A 15,504-nucleotide genomic window follows, 5' to 3' on the forward strand; every position below is an offset into this window, starting at 1 on the left:
GTCACCGTGCGGCTGGCCCCGCTGCGCCGGGGCGACCTGCGCACCGAGCACGTCGCCGTCCGTTCGGTCGGCCCGCTCGGTTTGGCTGCCCGCCAGCTGACCCTGCCGCTGCCGGGCCGGCTGCGCGTGTTGCCGCCGTTCCATTCCAAGCGGCACCTGCCGTCCAAGCTGCGCCGGCTGCGCGAGCTGGACGGCAAGGCCGCGGTGCAGATCCGCGGCGCCGGCACCGAATTCGATTCCCTGCGCGACTACGTCCGCGGCGATGACGTCCGCTCCATTGACTGGCGCGCCACCGCAAGGCGGCAGGCCGTCGTCGTACGCACCTGGCGCCCCGAACGGGACCGCCGCGTCATCATTGTGCTGGACACCTCACGCACCGCCGCGGCACGGATCGACGACGAGCCGCGGCTGGACACCGGCATCGAGGCATCGCTGCTGCTGGCTGCGCTGGCCGAGCGCGGCGGGGACCGGGTGGACTTCCTGGCGTTCGACCGGCGTGCCCGGGCCACCGTGAAGTCCGCGTCAAAGGGGAACATGCTGCACCAGCTGGTCAATGCCATGGCCGCGCTGGAGCCGGAGCTGATCGAGGCGGACTGGTCGCAGATTCCGGGCCAGCTGCGCGCGATCTCCTCGCACCGGTCCCTCGTGGTGCTGCTCACCGCGCTGGATTCCGGTTCGGCCGAGGAGTCCCTGCTGCCCACGCTCGCACAGCTGACCGCCGAGCACGTGGTCATTGTTGCCTCGGTCCGCGACCCGCTGCTGGATGAGCTCCGGGCGGCCCGCAGCACGGCGTCGGAGACCTTCCGGGCCGCAGCTGCCGAGCGGGCGCTGCTGGACCGGACCGCGCTGACCACCCGGATCAAGCAGCTGGGCGCCGAGGTGGTGGACGCGACGCCGCACGAGCTGCCGCCGGCGCTGGCGGACCTGTACATCCGGCTCAAGGCCGCCGGCAGGCTGTAAGGGCAGGAGCAGGCAGGCATGAGGACGCAATCGGTCTACCAGCTGGCCCTGGGCCCGGAGTTCGGCCGGCTGCAGCCGGAAGTGCAGCGCTACTTCAGCCTGGCGGCTTCGGGAACGGACGACGGCGGCACTTGGGTCGGCGTGGGAACCGGCGTTTTCGAGGTGGCCGGGTGCCCCCGCCTCAGCCTGCGGCCGCTGCTGCGCCTGGCTGCCCTGGACCGTTCGCTCTTCCCGGACTACGGCAGGGACGTTCCATTCCGGATCGAGAACCGCCCGGGCCGGGACGTGAAGGGCAGACCCAGCCTCACCGCCATCCGGACCTTGGAGTTCCCGCAGCGCACGCGCACCATGGAGGACATCACGTACTGGGACGCTGCCAGCCGGGCAGGCGGCGGGCTGGTCGACGTGCTGGGCCGCAGCCGGCTCCTGCGCACCCGGTTGGAATGTTCGGTCGGCGCCGATGGGCGGATGCGGCTCAGCTCGCGGGGCGCTGCGCTGGCGGCCGGTCCCCTGTCCGTGCCGTTGCCCCTGCTGCTGGATGCGGCGGCCTTCACCGAACAGTGGTGGGACCGGGCGGCCGGCCTGTTCCGGATCCGCACGAAGGTGCTGCAGCGCCAGCTCGGCACCGTCCTGGAGTATGAGGGCAGTTTCGTATACCGGCTGGAGCCGCGCGCTGCTATGCCTCGGCGATGACCTGGTTGAGCGCGTCGGCGGCCTGGCTCAGCCGGGCCAGGACCTGGCGCGCCGACTCCGGCGGCAGGCCTGCGAGTCCGCCGCTCGGCACCAGCCTGACTTGATGCAGCCGCGCCAGCGGGAGGCCGAGCTGCTGCCAGGGCCGCAGCACCGAGTCGACGATCGCGCGCACTTGCGGCACTCCACCGCCGAGGCCATCAACGGCGATCACGCCCAGCCAAATGCTCAGGTCCGCCTCGGCAGCGGCTGCAATCTGCTCCCACTGGCCGGTCGCCAACCCGGCGATGGGAACGGCGAAGCCATCCAGTCCGGCATTCCGAACCGCGTCGAAAGGTGCCTTGGTGGCGGGAACGGACAGCACGGTCTGGGCGGCACCAGCAGCTTCGGCTGCTTCGGCCAGGAGCCGCCACAGCTGCTCAGCGTCGGATTCCGGCACCGCCCGCAGCGTCCGGTAACCACTCGCCGTCGGAATACTGCCGGAGAGCACGCGCGCGGCTTCGGGCTCGTCGACTTGCAGAATGAGTCCGGCTTCAGGTGCCGCCTTGCGGACCTTCGCCAGATGGTCGGCAACACCGGCGGCCAGCGATTGGGCCACGTCGCGGCGCGCTCCGGGGTCCCGCAGGACGCGTTCGCCATTGTGCAGATACAGTCCTGCGGCCATGGAGAGCGGTCCGAGGCACTGCAGCTTCAGCCACTGTCCCGGCCGCTCCTCGCTGCCGATGATGTCCGCGAGGACGTTGATGTCGGTGTTGAGGGCGGAGACCGCCCGGCGGTGGTCCAGCCCCGGCCGGTCCACGATCCGCCAGCCGTGCGGCTGCAGGTCCACCGGCAGCTCCACGAGCATCGCCGCGGTCCGGCCGACCGGGTCCGAGCCGACCCCGCGGTCCGGAAGCTCGACCAGGTGCGGCAGATTGGGTTCGCCGAGCTCGCCCCGGATGATCCGCGCCGCCTCGGCCGGGTCCGTGCCCGGCCAGCTGCCCAGCGCCGTGGCCGTGACGGCTCCGGAGCAGGCTGCGCGCCCGCCTCTTGCAGTGCGGCGTCCTGCGGTGCGGTGCTCATTCTCCCGACGGCTCGTCCGGAGTGGTGGCGGACCGGGTGCTGCCGTTGTGCTCGTCCGAAATGGCCTGATGATGACGGATCACTTCGGAAATGATGAAGTTCAGGAACTTCTCGGCGAATGCCGGGTCCAGGTGTGCTTCCTCGGCCAGCCGGCGCAGCCGGGCGATCTGCGCGGTCTCGCGATCCGGATCCGCCGGCGGCAGCTGATGGCGGGCCTTGAGGTAGCCCACCCGCTGGGTGGCCTTGAACCGCTCGGCCAGCAGATAGACCAGCGTCGCGTCGATATTGTCGATACTGCCGCGCACCGCGAGCAGCTCCCCCATCACCTCCGGATCAGCCTCACCGGAGAGCGAACTGGCAGCGGGATCGAAATCATCAGCGGGACGCGGTTCAGTCATGCACCCAGTCTAGGGTTCGACAGCGGTGGAATCCCTCCGGCGGACCTAGTGTGAAGCCAGTCAGGAAACCTGCGCGGGGTCCCAGCTCAGCGAACGTGCCGAGTCGATCGTGGCCTGCCCGAGGACCCGCGTTCCCTGGTAGAGCACCATCGTCTGTCCGGGCGCAACGCCGCGCATCGGATCGACCAGGGTCACCACCAGCTGCTGCCGCCCGTCGTCGTCCGCTTCCATCCGGGCCCGGGCCGGCACCGGGTCCCCGTGGGCGCGGACCTGGACCATGCAGTCGAACTCGGCCTGCGCCGCCACTTCGGCAATCGGAAGCCCTGCCCAGGACACCTTGATGCCGCGCATCTGGTCCACCGCAAGCAGCGCTTCCGGACCGACGACGACCTTGTTCTCCTTAGGCCGGATCTCCAGCACGAACCGCGGCTTGCCGTCGGCAGCCGGACGGCCGAGCTTGAGCCCGCGCCGCTGCCCGACGGTGAACGCGTTGGCGCCTTCGTGCTCGCCAACCACGGAACCGGTCTGGTCCACGATCTGGCCCGGTTCCATCTCGATCTTCTCAGCCAGCCAGCCGCGTGTGTCGCCGTCGGAAATGAAGCAGATGTCATGGCTGTCCGGCTTGTTCGCCACCGACAGTCCGCGCCGCGCCGCTTCGGCCCGCACCTCCGCCTTGGACGGTGTGTCGGCCAGCGGGAACATGGAGTGCTTGAGCTGCTCGTGGGTCAGCACACCCAGCACATACGACTGGTCCTTGGCCCAGTCCGCGGCACGGTGCAGTTCGCGGTTGCCGTGCTCGTCCTCGATGACCTTGGCGTAATGCCCGGTGCAGACCGCGTCGAAGCCCAGCGCTAGCGCCTTCTCCAGCAGGGCGGCGAACTTGATCCGCTCGTTGCAGCGCATGCACGGGTTCGGTGTCCGGCCCGCGGCGTACTCGGCGATGAAGTCGTCCACCACGTCTTCCTTGAACCGCTCGGAGAAGTCCCAGACGTAGTACGGGATGCCCAGGATGTCACAGGCCCGCCAGGCGTCCCGGGAGTCCTCGATGGTGCAGCAGCCGCGGCTGCCGGTGCGCAGCGTGCCTGGCATCCGGGACAGCGCCAGGTGCACGCCGACCACATCGTGACCGGCCTCCACGGCCCGTGCCGCCGCGACGGCCGAGTCCACGCCGCCGCTCATCGCTGCCAATACCTTCATGATGAAATCCTCTGGTTGTTCAGAATCGTCCTGCCGGGCCTGCTGCCGCCCGGCTTGCCGCACTTGCCTTCGTTACCAGGGCTGTGTGCCCGCGGTCTGGATGCTGGAGATGTGTCCGGCCATGCCGGCTTTCCGGGCACGGGCGTAAGCCTCCGGCAGCGCAGCCACCAATGCGTCAACGTCCGCGTCGGTCGATGTATGCCCGAGAGTGAAGCGCTGCGCGCCGCGGGCTTCTTCCTCGCCGAGGCCCATTGCCAGCAGCACGTGCGATGGCCGCGGCACGCCGGCCGTGCAGGCCGAGCCGGTGGAGGACTCCACTCCGGCCAGGTCCAGCAGGAACAGCAGCGAATCCCCTTCGCAGCCCGGGAACGTGAAGTGGGCGTTGCCCGGCAGGCGCTTGCCCTCGAACTGCGGATCCGGCGCGCCGCGCAGCACGGCTTCCGGAACGGCGCCAACGACGCCGGCAATAAGCTTCTCGCGCAGTGTCCCCAGCCGTGCGGCCTCCTCGGCGAGCCCGCCGGTGACCTCCTCGGCTGCCGCCGCGAACGCCGCAATCGCCGGCGTATCGAGGGTGCCGGAACGGATATCGCGCTCCTGTCCCCCGCCATGCTGAACCGGTGTCAGCTTGACGGCCCGGCCCACCAGCAGCGCCCCGATGCCCACGGGCCCACCGATTTTGTGGCCGCTGATCGCCATCGTGTCCAGCCCGGACTCGGCAAAGGACACCGGCAGCTGGCCGAACGCCTGGACTGCGTCGGAGTGCACCGGGATGCCGTGCGGCTTGGCCGCCGCGACGATCTCGGCCACCGGCTGCACGGTGCCCACTTCATTGTTCGCCCACATGACCGTCACGAGCGCTACGGCGTCCGGATCAGCCTCGATTTCCCGGCGCAGCGCGTCGAGGGACACCACGCCGAACTCGTCGACCGGAAGCCACACGGCTTCCGCGCCCTCGTGCCGCTCCAGCCATTCCACCGTGTCCAGCACCGCGTGGTGTTCCACCGGAGAACACAGGATGCGGCGCCGCTGCGGATCCTCGTCGCGGCGCGCCCAGTAGAGGCCCTTCACCGCCAGGTTGTCCGCTTCGGTGCCGCCGGACGTAAAGATCACTTCGCTCGGATGCGCCCCGGCGGCCGCGGCGATGCTCTCGCGGGCGTCTTCGACGACGCGGCGGGCACGCCGGCCGGAGCCGTGCAGCGACGAGGGGTTGCCGCTGCGGCTGAGTTCATGAGTGAGTGCGGCCAAGGCCTGCGCCGAAATGGGCGTGGTCGCCGCGTGGTCAAGATACACGGGCACACCAGAATCTTACCGTGCAGGCCTATGCAGCACGAATCGACTCCGGCCGGCGGAGCATTGACTTGCCCGGTGGCCTTTTCTAAAGTCAAGAGTATCGGTTTTAGAAAGTTCCGCGGACCGCGCCGGATCTTCCATGCAGCGCAGCATCACCGGCAGCGGCTTCGGAACCGAGCTCCAGGAGCCATGATGGAAAACAAGCCGTTCGTGATCGCCGGAGCAGGACTTGCCGGTGCCACAGCCGCCCGCACCCTCCGTGAAGAGGGGCACGACGGCGGGATCGTCCTCCTGGGAGCCGAACAGCATGAGCCGTACATCCGGCCGCCGCTGTCCAAGGCGTACCTGGCCGGCAAGGAAGAAGCCTCGGCCGCCCTGGTCCAGGAACCGGGCTGGTACGAAGAAAACAAGGTCGACCTGAGGCAGGGAGTTTCAGCCGCGTCGCTTGATACCGCCGCCGGCTCGGTGCGGCTCTCGGACGGCAGCGTGCTGGAATACGGCAAGCTCCTGCTGGCCACCGGTGCTGCACCGCGGCGGCTTGATTTCCCCGGCTCCGACCTCGCCGGCGTCCACTACCTGCGCTCGCTCGAGGACAGTGCCGGACTCAAGGCCGTCCTCGCGTCCGGCGGCCGCCACCTGGTGGTCATTGGAAGCGGCTGGATCGGCATGGAAGTCGCAGCCACCGCGCGCACGCTCGGCAACGAAGTCACCGTCGTCGGACGGGACAAGGTCCCGCTGCGCGCCGCCCTCGGCACGGTGATTGGCAACCGGTTCGCGGACAAGCACCGGACGGAAGGCGTGATCATCCGCACCGGCATTCAGCCGCTGGAGCTGGCCGGCGAGGACGGCCGGGTCACTGCGGTGGTCCTTGACGGAGGCGAGCGCCTGGCCGCCGACGCGGTGCTGATTGCCGCCGGCGCCGTGCCCAATACCGCCCTTGCCGAAGCGGCCGGGCTGGCCGTCTCCAATGGCATCGACGCCGACGAGAGCCTTCGCACCTCGGCCGAGCACGTCTACACTGCCGGCGACGTCGCCAACGCCTACCACAGCACCTTCGGCGCGCCCCTGCGCAGCGAGCACTGGGCCAACGCCATCGAACAGGGCAAGACCGCGGCCAAGGCCATGCTCGGCCAGGACGCCGTCAACGACGCCATTCCCTACTTCTACACCGACCAGTTCGACATCGGCATGGAGTACTCCGGCTACTTCCCGTGGGCCACCGCCGACCCCGTCATCCGCGGAAACCTGGACTCGCTCGAGTTCATCGCCTTCTGGCTGCAGGAAGGACGGGTGATAGCTGGTATGAATGTAAATGTTTGGGATGTCCAGGAGCCCATTCAGGACCTGATCCGCTCCCGCCGCACCGTGGCCATCGAGGATCTGACCGACACAGCCAAGGAGTTGACCAGCCTGTGAGCCAAGCGGCGCTGAACGGTGCCTATTTGCCGGCACTGGAACATCCAGTGCACAGCTTCGGTGCCCGCCGGATCGATTTCAGCCGGCAGGTCGCACTGATGGCCATCGTGAACCGGACGCCGGATTCCTTTTACGACGGCGGCGCGACGTTTGGCCTGGATGCGGCCGTCAGCGCCGCGTTGCGGGCGGTGGACGACGGCGCAGATTGGGTGGACATCGGTGGCGTCCCGTTTGCGCCGGGGCCGGCCCTGTCCGCTGCAGAGGAAGCCGAGCGCATCGTACCGGTGATCGAAGCGGTACGCTCCCGGTCCGACGTCGTAATCTCCGCTGATACCTTCCTGCCCGAAGTCGCGCAGGCGAGCATCGCGGCCGGCGCTAACGTCATCAACGACACGACGGGGCTGCGCAACAAGGACCTGGCTGCCGTCGTCGCCGAAGCCGGCGCCCATATCGTCATCACACATTCGCTGGCGGCACCGCGCACCGTCTATCCACGGCCGCAGTACGAGGATGTCGTCCCGGAGGTCGCCGACTTCCTGCGCCGGAAGACGGAGGAAGCACTTGCGCTGGGGATTGCCGCGGACAAGATCATCGTCGATCCAGGCCATGACCTGAACAAGAACACGCTGCACTCGCTGGAAATCACCCGCCGCTTCAGCGAGATCGCCGATCTGGGTTTCCCCGCCCTGGCCGCCGTCTCCAACAAGGATTTCATCGGCGAAACGCTGGACCAGGACAAAAAGGAGCGGCTGGCCGGCTCATTGGCGGCGGCCGTCATGTGCATCATGAACGGAGCGCGCATCGTCCGCATGCATAACGTCGCCGAGGCGCATTCCGCCGTCCGCCTGGTCGAGGCGGCGCTGGGCTGGCGGCAGCCGGCCTACCTCAAGCACAATATGGGCGACTTCAACGAACCGGCCCGCGGCTGACCCGGAACCTGCTGATGGCATCGACATCTCCCGGCCTCGCCCCGATCAACCGGATCTTTCCCGCGCCCGTGACGGATGCTTCGGATGAGCAGTTGCTGGAGTGGTATGGCGAGCTGCCCCGCAGCGGAGCCTGGGTGCGCTTCAACTTCGTGGCGAGCCTGGATGGCGCAGCGACGCTGGACGGCCGGTCCGGGACCTTGGGCAACCCCGTCGACCAGCACGTCTTCCAGCTGCTGCGCCGCCTGGCAGACGTATTGGTCGTTGGCGCCGGGACCATCCGGGCCGAAGGCTACGGCGGCGACCTGCTGGGCGCGGAAGCCCGTGACTGGCGCATGCGGAACGGCCTGGCCGACTATCCGGCGTTCGCGATCGTCTCCGGCTCGCTGGACTTGGACCCGCGGAGCGCATTGTTCGCCGAGTCGCCGGTGCGGCCGCTCATCTTTACGTCCGCCACGGCAGATCCCGCCCGCCGGCGGGAGCTGGCCGGGGTGGCCGACATCATCGACGCCGGGCACGAGCGGGTGGAACCGGGCAACATCGTGCGCGAACTGGCGGGGCGGGGCCTGTCCCAGATCCACAGCGAGGGCGGCCCGATCCTGCTCGGCTCCTTCCAGTCCGCGGGCCTGGTGGACGAACTGTGCCTGACACTCAGCCCTCTGCTCGCCGGCGGCACCGGCCCCCGCATCGCTGCCTATGTCGCCGAGCATCGGCCGCAGCCGCTGCGCCTGGCCCACATCCTCGAATCCGACTCCATGCTGCTGCTCCGCTATTTAGCGGACCGTCCCGCCCCCGCCTTCGCGCCCGCCTGAACTAGGCTTGGACAGCAACAGCACAGACGGAAAGGCGGCCGGTGACTCCCCCATCGCATTATGAGGTCCTGGGGCTGCCCACGAATGCGTCCGCCAAGCAGATCAAGTCCGCGTATCGACGCGCTGCCAGGGCCACGCATCCCGACCACGGCGGCGATCCGGCGGCCTTCCGCCAAGTGACGCTGGCCTACGAAGTCCTCGGCAATCCGGAAACACGCGCCCGCTACGACAGGTCCTACGGCACGGCCACCGCTCCCGGCGCCTCGACCAGCAGTGCCGAGTCGTTCGCCGCAGGGCCGGCCTTCACCACCGCGCCGTCCCGCACAGCTGGTTCCCGCAATGCCGCCAGGGCACCGGCTGTCTACGTCCCCGCCTACGAATCACCGGAAGCCTCCAGCGCCGTCCCAGCCACGGTCGCCCGCCAGCAGATCCACGGCGCGCCCCGCAAACGAGGCATCTTCGGTGCCGCTTCCCGCCTGCAGCGCGAGGCACGCACCGTCCGCCTGCTGTCCCAGCAGATCCTGCCGGACATGCCGTCGGCGCGGCTGGTCAACGGACTCCACTCGCCGGACAACCGCGGGTATATCGACCATGCTTTGCTGGCCGGCTACCGGCTGGCCCTGGTCGACTCGATGCTGCTGCCCCGGGGCATCTTCCAGTGGGACGGCTCCACGCTGCGCAAGGACGGCCGCGTGATCGAGCCGCCGCGGTTGGCTCCGGCCGTACGGCAAATGCAGGACCTGTTCCCCGAGCTGAACATCGAAGGATGGACGGTCATCCACTCGCCGGACGGCAACCTGCACGAGCCTGTGATCGACTACTCCCGCGGCTACGATCCGCATTCCCACGCGCTCGTCCACGTAGTCAATGCAGCGCGGCTGATCCGTGAGCTCAAGCACTTCCTGGCCTCCGGGCCAGCACCCAACACCGTGCTGGTACCGTCCCTGGGCAGGCTGCTGGCCGGGATGCACAAGTAGCCAACTGCGGACCGGCCCCGGACGGCGCCGGCCACGGCGCGGCTAGGATGAACTTTGTGTTCCGCATTCTCTTCTACACCCCCGAAATTCCAGGCAACACCGGCAATGCCATCCGGCTTGCGGCGATCACTGGCTGCGAACTGCACCTCGTGGAGCCGCTCGGGTTCTCCTTCGAAGACTCCAAACTGCGCCGGGCAGGGCTGGATTACCACGACCTGGCGGTGGTCCACGTCCATGCCAGCCTCGAGGAGGCCTGGCGGAAGCTGCAGCCGGAACGCGTGTATGCCTTCACTTCCGACGGCGAACGCTCGTACGTCGACGTCGAGTATGCGCCGGGGGATGTGCTGCTGTTCGGCCCCGAGTCGGTCGGCCTGCCGGCGGAGGTCAAGCAGGACCCGCACATCACGGCGCGGCTGCGCCTGCCCATGCTGCCGTCGCTGCGTTCGCTGAATCTGGCGAACTCAGCCTCCATCGCGGTCTATGAGGCTTGGCGGCAGCACGGCTTCGCGGGCGCCAAACGCTAGGGGCACCGTGTCCCGCTCCGGCTCCGGGCCGGTTCCATGGCTATGCTAGTAACCTATGGACACGTCACTGCCCCGAGACAAAGCTTCAGCGAACACCCCCGACTACGAACCGGATTTCGAACCCCAGCAGGACCTCGCGGCAGACGCGTCCGATGACCCCTCGGTCCTGCATGCGGACCAGCTCACGGCAGAAGATGAGATTCCGGCGCGGCGCCCAATGCCGCCGCGGACCAAATGGGTGCTGCTGGCCGTCGCCATTGTGGTGCTCATCGTCGGCGCGATCGCCGCGGTGCAGACCCTGGGCCGGTCCTCGGCGCAGGATGTCCTCGACGCCCGCGACGTGGTCAGCAGCAGCGTTGAAGGGGAAAACGGGGCCGCGGCGGATGTCGCCGTTTCCGCTGACCGGAACGCCGCCGTCGTCACTTTCCGTGATTTGCCGGCACCGGGCGACGGACAGGTCTACCAGTTGTGGAAGATCCCGGCCAGCGGTTCCGCGCCGGTCTCCGTCGGCTCGCTGAGCAGCGGCAACATCGCCGGCGATGAACCGGCGATCGTGGAGAACATCGCCGGTTTCCGGGCTGCGGCCCTGACGCTCGAGGCGCGCGGCGGCGCCCAATCTCCCACCCCGCCGTTCATGCTGGAGATGGAACTGCCCGCCGAGTAGGCGGCAGTCCCGGCACGGGGCTCCGTGCAGCCTAGAACCCGGCGATGGTTTCCGGCGTGTTGATGCCAACCACATGGAAGGCCTCCGCGCTGGAGCCCTCGGGCAGGCCGCCGCGGCATGCATTCTCCTGAAGATTTGCGCGCACTCGGGCCTCCATGGCGGCGATGTCCGGATGCTGGCTCGCGTGGATGCGGATGGCCGCCAGCTTCACGTCCACCAGGTCCGTCACGTCCACGTAGTGGTTCTCCCGCTCCCGCGGCCCGCCATAGAACCACAGGTACGGCAGCTTGTAGGCCGGCAGACCGGCCGCGGCGAGTTCCGGGTAGGCGTACGGATTTTCCACGGCCGGATAGACCGCCCGTGTCACGGCCTCACCGCAGGCCAGGTGGTCCGGATGGCTTTTTTGGATCCGGTCCCAGGCACGCTCCGGATGCATGGACAGAACGACGTCGGGCCGGATCCTGCGGATGAGCTCGACAGTCTTGCCCACGACCTCGTACGAGGGCTCCAGGAACCCGTCGCGCTCGTGGAAGTAGTGGATGTCCCGGGCGCCGGTGATCCTCGCGGCTTGCTCCTGCTCGGCCGTCCGCCTGGCGACGATGTCCGGCCGGTGGGCGTCGTCAAAGCCGCCGGCATCGCCGTCCGTCATGATGCAGTAGCTGACCTCGCTGCCGGCCGCAGCCCAACGGGCAATGGTGCCTGCCGCGCCGAAATCGAGGTCGTCGGGGTGCGCTGCGAAGACCAGGGCCCGCCGGGGCGCCAGCGGAGCGCCGCCTGCCGGAACTTCCCAATCAGCCAAGTCCGGCTCAGCCCTTCCGCTTGCGGATTTCCGCCGCGGCCTGGGGCAGTACCTTGAACAGGTCGCCCACGATGCCGAAGTCCGCAATTTCGAAGACCGGCGAATCCGGATCCTTGTTCACCGCGACGATGACTTTGGACGTCTGCATACCGGCCTTCTGCTGGATGGCACCGGAGATGCCGGCCGATATGTACAGCTGCGGCGAAACCGTCTGTCCGGTCTGGCCCACCTGCGCCGAATGCTCGATCCATCCGGCGTCCGTGGCCGCACGCGATGCGCCAACGGCTCCGCCGAGCGCATCCGCGAGATCTTCGACGGCGGAAAAGTCGCCGTTGACGCCCCGGCCGCCGGCGACAACCACCCGTGCCTCGGACAGTTCCGGGCGTCCGCTCGAGGGCTTCCCGGTCCGCCCGGTGACTTGGGCGGCGGGTGCTTCCGAGGCAAAGGCTACGGTTTCCAGCTGCGGGGAGGCAGCCTCGGGTGCCGGTTCCGCCTCGATGCTGTTGGCCTTGAACGTAATGATCGGGGTTCCGGTGCGCACCTGCGCTTCGACGGTGTACGCACCGGCGAGGACGCTCTTGGTCGCGGTGAAGTCGTGGGCGACGGCGATGGCATCGGTAATGACGCCGCTGCGGCGCTTGATAGAGAGCCGGCCGGCAATTTCCTTGCCCTCGAACGTGTTGGGCAGGAGCACCGCCTGGGGCTGCGCCTGGTCCATCACGGCGGCCAGGAAGTCAGCCTTGCGGACGGTGAGCACCGCGTCCAGGTCAGCCGCAGCGGGTTGGAAGACGGCAGTTGCGCCGTATTCGCCGAGCGCTTCGGCCACAGCGTCGGAGACCGGACCGGACACGGCGGCGACCGGCTGGCCCAAGGTACGGGCCAAAGTGAGCAGTTCGAGCTGGCTCTTGTGCAGGGAACCGTCGGGAACGTCGATGAAGACAAGAATGTTCGTCATGTGTGGAATCCTTTCCGCGTGGCGCCGGGCTAGAGCAGCTTCTGGCCGGCCAGGAAGTCGACCAGGCGGATGCCGGCATCGCCTTCATCGGTGATGATGGTTCCCTGCGAGCGCGCCGGGCGCGGCTTGGCGGCGACGACGGTCGTCCACGCCCCTGCGGCACCGACATCCGCGGCATCGAGGCCGAGGTCTGCCAGCGACAGTTGGGTGACGGGCTTCTTCTTGGCGGCCAGGATGCCCTTGAAGTTCGGGTAGCGCGGCTCGTTGATCTGGTCCGTCACGGACACCAGGGCCGGCAGGGGTGCCTGGAGTGTGTCGGAATGCGTGTCCGAATCACGCCGGGCGGTCACGGTGCCGCCGTTGAGTTCCACGGCGGAGGCCAGGGTGATCTGGGCCAGGCCGAGCCGCTCGGCCAGTTGCGCAGGAACCAGCGACGTCTCACCGTCCGTAGACGCCATCCCCGTCAGGACCAGGTCGACGTTGCCAAGCGTCCGGATGGCGGCGGCCAGGGCCAGGGATGTTCCGGCCGCGTCAGAGCCGGCGAGCGCATCGTCACAGACGTGCAGGCCCTGCGTGGCACCGATCTGCAGGGACTTCTTCACAGCGTTGGCAGCAGCCGGCGGGCCCATGGTCAATGCCGTCACGATGTTGCCGGCCTTGGGGCCCCCGCGGGCCTCGGAAAGCTGCAGCGCCGTCTCGAGGGCGTACTCGTCCAGCTCCGAAAGGATGCTTTCGTCCCGTTGCAGCGTGTAGTCATCGTCGGACAAGTGGCGGTCGAACTGGGCGTCCGGTACATGTTTGACCAGAACCACAATGTTCAGGGCAGGCTCCTGCATCGTTGCTTCGTCTTCCTTCCGCGGTGCCTTCGCAAATGTTCTGCCGGTACAACTTACCTAACCATACCGGCAGCGGGCCGGCTTCACGCTCCCCGGTGGCAGTAGGTGCCAAAGGCCACGTTCGCGGAAAGCCGCCACCCGCCGTCGTACTCTGACCCATCCTGCAATGGGCGACGGCCGCGGTCCCTGCCGGTACAGGGCCGCGGCCGTCGCCGGGGTGACTGGCTCAATTGTCCGGGTTGTCGCCGATCGTGACGTCCACGGTCTGTTCCTGGCCGCCGCGCAACAGCGTCAGGGACACCTTGCTTCCGACCGGGTGCTCGCGGATGGCCGCTGTCAGCGAGACGCTGTCGCCAATGACACGGTCCTCGACCGCGGTGATGACATCGCCCTTGCGCAGTCCGGCGTCATCCGCCGGGGAGCCATTGACGACTTCGGCGACCTCGGCTCCGACCGAGAACTGGGTGCCGCCGCTGGAATTCCCGGAGGCCTTAGCCGTGACGCTCACGCCCAGGTAGCCGTGTGTGGCCTCCCCATTGGCAATCAGCTCGTCGGCGATCCGCTGCGCGTAGTTGCCGGGGATGGCAAAACCGACACCGATACTGCCGCTGTCCTGGCTGGCAGAGGCGATCGCGACGTTGACGCCGATGACGTCGCCATTGGTATCGACGAGCGCGCCGCCGGAGTTGCCGTGGTTGATGGCCGCGTCCGTCTGGATGACATTGAGGTGGATTCTGCCCTGCCCGGAGGAATTGCCGCCGGAGTTCTCGTCCGGGAACTGGAAGTTCCACTGGTCGCCCGGGGCCGGGCTCTCCTCTTCCTCGGGCGCTGCGGACGATGAGACGCTGATGGTCCGGCTCAAGGTCGAGATGATGCCGTCCGTGACGGTGCCGCTCAGGCCCAGCGGTGCCCCGATGGCGATGGCTGTGTCGCCGACGTTGAGCTTGTCCGTATCCGCGAACGACGCCGGTGTCAGACCGTCCGCTTCAATCTTGATTACTGCCAGGTCGGAGAGCGGGTCCGTCCCGACCACTTCGGCCTGGTGGACCCGGCCATCGCTGGTGCGGACCTCCACGCTGGGGTTGGACGTCTCCCCGCCGAGCGTGACGACGTGGGTGTTGGTCAGGATGTGGCCTTCGCCGTCCAGAATGATGCCCGAGCCGGAGCCGCCGGCATTGCCCGAGGCGACGGAAATCGTGACGACGCTCGGGGAGGCCTTGGCCGCGGCGGCGGTGATCTCGTTGACGGAATCCGTGTTATTGACAATCAGTTGCTGGGCTGAGGCACCGCTGACCGAGGTGGCCGGGCCGCCGGTCAGTGATTGTGCGCCGACGGCCACCCCGCCGCCGGCGAGGCCCGCCAGGAGCATGCCGGCGACCAGGGTGCCGCTTCCGAAACGTTTCTTGGCGGTTGGTTTGCCTGCCGCGGGCTGAGCCGGAGCTGAGCCAAAGGCCTTCGGCTGACCGTAGGTGTGGCCGGAATACGGGCCATAGCCCGACGGCGAGCCCTGGTGCGGCTGGTTGTAGTGGTTGCCCGGCCCGTAGGCCGGCTGGCCGTACGGACTGCTGCCCTGAGCGGAACCGTCCGGACGGTGCCAGCCGGCGAGTGGCTGCGTGGGCTCGGATGAAGTGGGAATGGACTGAGTATCGCCCGACGCCTGCCGCCCGCTCGCCGCCTGGTCCGCGGCAGGCGCTTGTCCCGAGGACGGCGGGTTCTGCGGCTGCGGTGGCACTCCCGGCTGGTACCGGCCGCCGCCGTCGTGGTTCTGCTCAGTCATAGTCTTCCTTTCGTGACGTTACTTCCACTATGCATGGCGCGGCTGGGACTATGGCACACGCTTGCTGGAAGTAATCTGGGAACTTGCCGAGCGCCTCACTGCCTCCCGATGGGTGGGGACCGGGTCGGTCCACAGCCGCGCTGGCAGTCGAACCCACCGCTGACCTCGACTGTTAGTGCGGTAGACGCTCCTGCAGTCCAGCCATAGAATCGCAAGAAGGG

The 15,504-nt window shown here is 68.4% G+C and carries 16 protein-coding genes; 8 read left to right on the top strand and 8 right to left on the bottom strand.

Features of this window, described 5'->3' with window-relative positions; all coding sequences use genetic code 11:
* On the top strand, positions 1–960 hold a 960-nt coding region (locus D477_RS13880; RefSeq protein ID WP_005270303.1), incomplete at its 5' end, for a DUF58 domain-containing protein.
* Positions 961–978: 18 nt separating this feature from the next.
* Positions 979–1,653 (top strand): DUF4166 domain-containing protein, encoded by a 675-nt coding sequence (locus D477_RS13885; protein WP_005270305.1) that lies wholly within the window; start codon positions 979–981, stop codon positions 1,651–1,653.
* Here D477_RS13885 and D477_RS13890 read toward each other — a convergent pair.
* The 4 genes from D477_RS13890 to D477_RS13905 all read right to left on the bottom strand — a co-directional run bounded on the left by D477_RS13890 (position 1,637) and on the right by D477_RS13905 (position 5,603).
* The gene (locus tag D477_RS13890) at positions 1,637–2,497 is read right to left on the bottom strand and encodes a hypothetical protein (RefSeq protein WP_005270307.1); all 861 of its coding nucleotides are present in this window, start codon (positions 2,495–2,497) and stop codon (positions 1,637–1,639) included. The genes D477_RS13885 and D477_RS13890 overlap by 17 nt on opposite strands.
* A gap of 211 nt (positions 2,498–2,708) precedes the next feature.
* On the bottom strand, positions 2,709–3,110 hold the full coding sequence (locus tag D477_RS13895) for a chorismate mutase (protein WP_005270310.1): 402 nt from the start codon (positions 3,108–3,110) through the stop codon (positions 2,709–2,711).
* A 60-nt stretch (positions 3,111–3,170) separates the two neighbouring features.
* The gene (gene mnmA / locus D477_RS13900) at positions 3,171–4,307 is read right to left on the bottom strand and encodes a tRNA 2-thiouridine(34) synthase MnmA (protein WP_043847055.1); all 1,137 of its coding nucleotides are present in this window, start codon (positions 4,305–4,307) and stop codon (positions 3,171–3,173) included.
* Positions 4,308–4,379: 72 nt separating this feature from the next.
* Positions 4,380–5,603 carry a cysteine desulfurase family protein gene (locus D477_RS13905; protein ID WP_043847044.1) on the bottom strand — a complete coding sequence of 408 codons (1,224 nt, stop codon included), beginning with the start codon at positions 5,601–5,603 and terminating at the stop codon, positions 4,380–4,382.
* A gap of 183 nt (positions 5,604–5,786) precedes the next feature.
* Between D477_RS13905 and D477_RS13910 the strand changes: the two genes are divergently transcribed.
* Genes D477_RS13910 through D477_RS21295 form a run of 6 tightly spaced genes read left to right on the top strand, consistent with a single transcriptional unit; the run spans position 5,787 to position 10,916 of the window.
* On the top strand, positions 5,787–7,013 hold the full coding sequence (locus D477_RS13910) for an NAD(P)/FAD-dependent oxidoreductase (protein ID WP_005270319.1): 1,227 nt from the start codon (positions 5,787–5,789) through the stop codon (positions 7,011–7,013).
* Complete coding sequence (folP, locus tag D477_RS13915; protein ID WP_005270322.1) at positions 7,010–7,942, top strand: dihydropteroate synthase; 933 nt, start codon at positions 7,010–7,012, stop codon at positions 7,940–7,942. Before D477_RS13910 ends, folP begins: the two co-directional genes overlap by 4 nt.
* 14 nt (positions 7,943–7,956) lie before the next feature.
* On the top strand, positions 7,957–8,751 hold the full coding sequence (locus tag D477_RS13920; RefSeq protein ID WP_005270326.1) for a pyrimidine reductase family protein: 795 nt from the start codon (positions 7,957–7,959) through the stop codon (positions 8,749–8,751).
* A gap of 41 nt (positions 8,752–8,792) precedes the next feature.
* Positions 8,793–9,728 carry a J domain-containing protein gene (locus D477_RS13925; RefSeq protein WP_005270327.1) on the top strand — a complete coding sequence of 312 codons (936 nt, stop codon included), beginning with the start codon at positions 8,793–8,795 and terminating at the stop codon, positions 9,726–9,728.
* 56 nt (positions 9,729–9,784) lie between these two features.
* The gene (locus D477_RS13930) at positions 9,785–10,252 is read left to right on the top strand and encodes a tRNA (cytidine(34)-2'-O)-methyltransferase (RefSeq protein ID WP_005270329.1); all 468 of its coding nucleotides are present in this window, start codon (positions 9,785–9,787) and stop codon (positions 10,250–10,252) included.
* A gap of 55 nt (positions 10,253–10,307) precedes the next feature.
* Positions 10,308–10,916, top strand: coding sequence for an anti-sigma factor (locus D477_RS21295; RefSeq protein ID WP_005270335.1), 609 nt, complete (start codon positions 10,308–10,310; stop codon positions 10,914–10,916).
* Positions 10,917–10,947: 31 nt separating this feature from the next.
* Here D477_RS21295 and D477_RS13940 read toward each other — a convergent pair whose 3' ends face one another.
* The 4 genes from D477_RS13940 to D477_RS13955 form a co-directional block, all read right to left on the bottom strand.
* Complete coding sequence (locus tag D477_RS13940) at positions 10,948–11,715, bottom strand: PIG-L deacetylase family protein (RefSeq protein WP_005270337.1); 768 nt, start codon at positions 11,713–11,715, stop codon at positions 10,948–10,950.
* Between the two features lie 7 nt (positions 11,716–11,722).
* Positions 11,723–12,670: an electron transfer flavoprotein subunit alpha/FixB family protein gene (locus tag D477_RS13945; protein ID WP_005270338.1), complete on the bottom strand. Its 948-nt coding sequence runs from the start codon at positions 12,668–12,670 to the stop codon at positions 11,723–11,725.
* Positions 12,671–12,699: 29 nt separating this feature from the next.
* Complete coding sequence (locus D477_RS13950; protein ID WP_005270341.1) at positions 12,700–13,506, bottom strand: electron transfer flavoprotein subunit beta/FixA family protein; 807 nt, start codon at positions 13,504–13,506, stop codon at positions 12,700–12,702.
* A gap of 226 nt (positions 13,507–13,732) precedes the next feature.
* A complete protein-coding gene (locus D477_RS13955) occupies positions 13,733–15,283 on the bottom strand; it encodes a trypsin-like peptidase domain-containing protein (RefSeq protein ID WP_005270343.1) in 1,551 nt (516 codons plus the stop codon).
* Between the last annotated feature and the right edge of the window lie 221 nt (positions 15,284–15,504).

The organism is Arthrobacter crystallopoietes BAB-32, from assembly GCF_000328305.2.
In the GTDB taxonomy this organism is placed as follows: domain Bacteria; phylum Actinomycetota; class Actinomycetes; order Actinomycetales; family Micrococcaceae; genus Crystallibacter; species Crystallibacter crystallopoietes_A.